Raw genomic sequence first — 4,598 nt, 5'->3', positions numbered from 1 at the left:
AGAACAGGCGGACGATGGCGTGCCCGCCGCCTGGCGCGAGTTGGTCGAGCGCAACGGCCTGGACGCCGTGGTCTGCATCGCCGCCGCCCTGCGCCGCGGCGTGCTGAACGCCGAGGAAGCCGAACGCTACGGCCGTCCCGGCGCCAACCTTGGCGCACCATGGGAACTGTCCGGACTCGGCCAGTTGCACGAGGCGGCGCAAACCGCGGACCGCCTGGTCTGCTTCGGAGGCGACCGATGAGCCAGTCGCTGCTGATCATCAGCCGCCAGTCGCCCTGGTCCGGCCCGAGCGCCCGCGAGGCGCTGGACATAGCCCTGGCCGGCGGCGCCTTCGATCTACCGGTCGGCATGCTGTTCCTCGACGACGGCGCGTTCCAGCTGGCTCCCGGCCAGCATCCTGCGCACCTGCAGCAGAAGGACCTGCAGGCCAACCTGCAGGCCCTGCCGATGTTCGGCGTGGACGACCTCTACGTCTCGGCCCGCAGCCTGCGCGAGCGTGGCCTGGCGGAAGAGCGCCTGGCCCTCGCGGTCGAGGTGCTCGACGACCAGGCCCTGCGCGACCTGCTGCAACGCTACGACCAGGTGATTACCCTCTGATGGCCACGACCCTCCACGTACTGTCCCGCTCGCCGTTCAATGACGGCCGCCTGGGCAGTTGCCTGTACCTGCTCAACCCCGGCGACGGCCTGCTGCTCTGCGGCGACGCCGTGCACGCCTTGCTGGCCGGCAGCCACGCCTGCCAGGCCCTGGAACTGATGCCGGCGGAAGTCGAACTGTTCGCCCTGCTGGAAGACCTCCAGGCGCGCGGTATCGAGGACGTCCCCGCTCGCCTGGTGGCGGTGGACTACCCCGGCTTCGTCGAACTCGCCACCCGCTTCGACAAGGTCAACAGTTGGCTATGACGCTCCTTACGCTGGAAGGCCGGGAAATCCGGCTGGACAAGGACGGCTACCTCGCCGCTCTCGACGATTGGTCGGAGCCGGTGGCGGAAGCCCTGGCCGCCCGCGAGGAGCTGGCCCTGACCGCCGAGCACTGGGAGATTCTCCAACTGCTCCGCGAGTTCTATGCGAAGTTCCAGCTGTCTCCGGCCAACCGCCCGCTGATCAAGTACGTCGCCCAGCGACTGGGTCCGGACAAGGGCAACAGCCTGCACCTCAACCACCTGTTCAAGGGCGCCCCGGCCAAGCTTGGCGCGAAGCTGGCCGGCCTGCCGAAACCGAGCAACTGTCTATGACTCTCTCGACTCCCGCCGAACATCCGTTCGCCCAGTTCGTCCGCATCCTCGGCAAAGGCAAGCGCGGAGCGCGCAGCCTGACCCGGGAGGAAGCCCGCGAGGCCCTCGGCATGATCCTCGACGGCAGGGTCGAGGACACCCAGCTGGGCGCCTTCCTCATGCTCCTGCGGCACAAGGAGGAAAGCAGCGAGGAACTGGCCGGTTTCACCGAGGCGGTGCGCGAGCGCCTGCAAGTCCCGTCCTTGCGCGTCGACCTCGACTGGCCCAGTTACGCCGGCAAGAAGCGCCACCTGCCCTGGTACCTGCTGGCCGCCAAGTGCCTGGCCGGCCATGGCGTGCGCATCCTCATGCACGGCGGCGGCGCGCATACCGCCGGACGCCTGTACAGCGAACAGTTGCTGGCGGCGCTGGAGATCCCGCTCTGCCACGACTGGCTGCAGGTAGAACAGGCCCTGGAGCGCGGCCACCTGGCGTTCATTCCGCTCGGCGCCTGGATGCCGGTGCTGCAACGTATGATCGATCTGCGCAATACCCTCGGTCTGCGCTCGCCGATCCATTCGCTGGTTCGCCTGCTCAACCCCCTGAATGCGGATTGCATCCTGCAGAGCATCTTCCACCCCGGTTACCAGGAAACCCACCGCGAGGCCAGCCGCCTGCTCGGCGACCGGGCCATCGTCATCAAGGGCGAAGGCGGCGAGATCGAAGTCAACCCGGACGTCGTCGCCCACCTGTATGGTTGCGACCAGGGCGAAGCCTGGGACGAGGAATGGCCGGCATTGTCGACGCACCGGCACATGAAGCCGGAACAGCTCGACCCGGGTTTCCTTCGGGCCGTCTGGGACGGCCGCGAAGGCGACGCCTATGGCCACCTGGCGGTGCTCTCCAGCATGGCCCTGGCGCTACGGGCCCTTGGCAAGAATCGCGAAGAAGCCTTCAAGGAAGCCGCACACTACTGGGCGACCCGAAACGAATCGATCTGATCGATACGAATAGCCCTTTATTTATATAAATTTATCGATCGACCGACACTAGACTGTTCCTCCAACGACGTATGGAGGAACCCGCTCATGGGACAGTTGATCGATGGCCGCTGGCACGACCAGTGGTATGACACACAGAAAGACGGCCGCTTCCAGCGCGAAAACGCCCAGCGCCGCCATTGGCTGGGCGAGCCGGCGTTCCCCGCCGAGGGCGGGCGCTACCATCTCTATGTCTCGCTGGCCTGCCCCTGGGCCCATCGGACCCTGATCGTGCGCAAGCTGAAGGGGCTGGAGTCGCTGGTGGATGTTTCGGTGGTCAGTTGGCTGATGCGCGAGAACGGCTGGACCTTCGACCCCGCCCACGGCTCCACCGGCGATCGCCTCGACGGCCTGGCCTTTCTGCACCAGCGCTATACCCGCGACGACCCGCACTACAGCGGCCGGGTCACGGTGCCGCTGCTGTGGGACAAGCAGGCGCAGAAGATCGTCAACAACGAATCAGCCGATATCGTCCGCATCTTCAACAGCGCCTTCGACGCCATCGGCGCCAACGCGCTGGACTTCTACCCGGAGCCGCTGCGCGAGGAGATCGAACGCCTCAACGGACGCATCTATCCTGCGGTCAACAACGGCGTGTACCGTGCTGGCTTCGCCACTCGCCAGGACGCCTACGAGGAGGCCTTCGTCCAGTTGTTCGAGGAGCTGGACTACCTGGAAGGCTTGCTCGGCGAACGCCGCTACCTGGCCGGCGAATACCTGACCGAGGCCGATATCCGCCTGTTCACCACCCTGGTGCGCTTCGATGCGGTGTACCACGGACACTTCAAGTGCAACCTGCGGCGCATCGAAGACTACCCGAATCTCTCCGGCTGGCTGCGCGAGCTGTACCAACGCCCGGGCATCGGCGAGACAGTGGACTTCGAACATATCAAGGGGCACTACTACGCCAGCCACCGTACCATCAACCCGACCGGGATAGTACCGCTGGGCCCGCGCCTCGACCTGGCGCGCGCGCCAGGCCGGGAACGACTTCCCGGCAAGGGCATCTGGGGAGAAGGCTGAAGGCTCAGGCGTCCTCGCGGGCGCCTTCGAACCAGGCCAGCTTGTCGCGCAGTTGCACGACTTCGCCGACGATCACCAGGGTCGGCGCATGCACTTCGTGCTCAGCCACCAGTTGCGGCAGGTTTTCCAGGGTTCCGGTGAATACCCGCTGCTGGGCGGTGGTCCCCTGCTGGATCAGCGCCGCCGGGGTCTGTGCGGAGCGACCGTGGGCGACCAGTTGCTCGCAGATCACCGGCAATCCCACCAGGCCCATATAGAACACCAGGGTCTGGCCAGGCGCTACCAGGTCCTGCCACGGCAGGTCGGTGGTGCCGTCCTTCAGATGACCGGTGACGAAACGAACCGATTGCGCATGGTCGCGATGAGTCAGCGGAATCCCGGCGTAAGCCGCGCAGCCGCTGGCCGCGGTGATTCCCGGCACGACCTGGAAAGGTATGCCGTGGGCAGCCAGTTCGTCGATTTCCTCACCGCCGCGGCCGAAGATGAATGGGTCGCCACCCTTCAGGCGCAGCACGCGCTTGCCCTGGCTGGCCAGCTCCACCAGCAGGCGGTTGATCCGATCCTGCGGCACCGCATGTTCGGCGCGGCGCTTGCCGACGTACAGGCGTTCGGCATCGCGGCGGCATAATTCGAGGATCGACGGCGCCACCAGGCGATCGTAGAGCACCACGTCGGCCTGCTGCATCAGGCGCAGGGCACGGAACGTCAGCAGGTCCGGATCCCCCGGCCCGGCCCCGACCAGATATACCTCGCCCGTGGCTATGTGCGCGAGGCCGCCGGCCAGGCGCTCTTCCAGGAGACGCTCGGCTTCCGCCGGACGGCCGGCCAGGACACGCTCGGCGATCTCGCCCTGGAACAGGTTTTCCCAGAACACCCGGCGCTGCTGCAGGTCGGGTAGCAATTCCTTGACCCGGTGGCGGAAGCGGCTGGCGAGTCCGGCCAGTTGCCCGTAGGTCGAGGGAATCCAGGTTTCCAGCTTGGCCCGGATCAGCCGCGCCAGCACGGGCGCATCGCCGCCGCTGGAGACCGCCACCACCAGCGGCGAACGGTCGACGATGGCCGGGAAGATCACGCTGCACAGGGCCGGCGCGTCCACCACGTTGACCGGTATCCCGCGCGCATTGGCCGCTCGCGACACCTCGGCGTTCAGCGGTTCGTCGTCGGTGGCGGCGATGATCAGGGCGCAGCCGGGCTGGTCGCCGTCCTGGTAGTCGCGTTCGAGCAGCTCGCCGCCGCCCTGCTCCACCAGATGCCGCAGTTCGATGTGGATCTGCGGCGCGACCACGCGCAGGCGCGCGCCGCAGATCCACATCGAACTGCGG

The 4,598-nt window shown here is 67.0% G+C and carries 7 protein-coding genes; 6 read left to right on the top strand and 1 reads right to left on the bottom strand.

Translation table 11 applies throughout. The features are described from left to right. The 6 genes from FFS27_RS28900 to FFS27_RS28875 form a co-directional block, all read left to right on the top strand. Positions 1–241, top strand: a 241-nt coding sequence (locus tag FFS27_RS28900; protein WP_171019251.1) for a DsrE family protein, incomplete at its 5' end; no start/stop codon positions are given. Beyond that, positions 238–597, top strand: coding sequence for a sulfurtransferase complex subunit TusC (gene tusC, locus FFS27_RS28895; protein ID WP_003090389.1), 360 nt, complete (start codon positions 238–240; stop codon positions 595–597). The genes FFS27_RS28900 and tusC, both read left to right, overlap by 4 nt. Then, on the top strand, positions 597–902 hold the full coding sequence (gene tusB / locus FFS27_RS28890) for a sulfurtransferase complex subunit TusB (protein ID WP_021264896.1): 306 nt from the start codon (positions 597–599) through the stop codon (positions 900–902). The genes tusC and tusB overlap by 1 nt, the downstream gene beginning before the upstream one ends. Next, positions 899–1,234 (top strand): TusE/DsrC/DsvC family sulfur relay protein, encoded by a 336-nt coding sequence (locus FFS27_RS28885; RefSeq protein ID WP_021264897.1) that lies wholly within the window; start codon positions 899–901, stop codon positions 1,232–1,234. Before tusB ends, FFS27_RS28885 begins: the two co-directional genes overlap by 4 nt. Beyond that, on the top strand, positions 1,231–2,214 hold the full coding sequence (locus FFS27_RS28880) for a glycosyl transferase family protein (RefSeq protein ID WP_003108776.1): 984 nt from the start codon (positions 1,231–1,233) through the stop codon (positions 2,212–2,214). Before FFS27_RS28885 ends, FFS27_RS28880 begins: the two co-directional genes overlap by 4 nt. Positions 2,215–2,301: 87 nt before the next feature. Next, positions 2,302–3,276: a glutathione S-transferase family protein gene (locus tag FFS27_RS28875; protein WP_003097628.1), complete on the top strand. Its 975-nt coding sequence runs from the start codon at positions 2,302–2,304 to the stop codon at positions 3,274–3,276. A gap of 4 nt (positions 3,277–3,280) precedes the next feature. On the opposite strand, the gene cysG is transcribed toward FFS27_RS28875, so the two are convergent. After that, the coding region (gene cysG / locus FFS27_RS28870) for a siroheme synthase CysG (RefSeq protein ID WP_137952383.1) at positions 3,281–4,598 on the bottom strand (1,318 nt) is incomplete at its 5' end.

The organism is Pseudomonas sp. 2VD (genome assembly GCF_005503585.1).
GTDB lineage: Bacteria > Pseudomonadota > Gammaproteobacteria > Pseudomonadales > Pseudomonadaceae > Pseudomonas > Pseudomonas aeruginosa.
Note: the sequence above shows the minus strand (reverse complement) of the source record. Positions and strands in the feature narration are given on the sequence as shown.

Coding starts and splice junctions, on each gene's coding strand:
- tusB (WP_021264896.1), top strand. CDS start 597: ATGGCCACGACCCTCCACGTACTGTCCCGCTCGCCGTTCAATGACGGC.
- FFS27_RS28880 (WP_003108776.1), top strand. CDS start 1,231: ATGACTCTCTCGACTCCCGCCGAACATCCGTTCGCCCAGTTCGTCCGC.
- tusC (WP_003090389.1), top strand. CDS start 238: ATGAGCCAGTCGCTGCTGATCATCAGCCGCCAGTCGCCCTGGTCCGGC.
- FFS27_RS28875 (WP_003097628.1), top strand. CDS start 2,302: ATGGGACAGTTGATCGATGGCCGCTGGCACGACCAGTGGTATGACACA.
- FFS27_RS28885 (WP_021264897.1), top strand. CDS start 899: ATGACGCTCCTTACGCTGGAAGGCCGGGAAATCCGGCTGGACAAGGAC.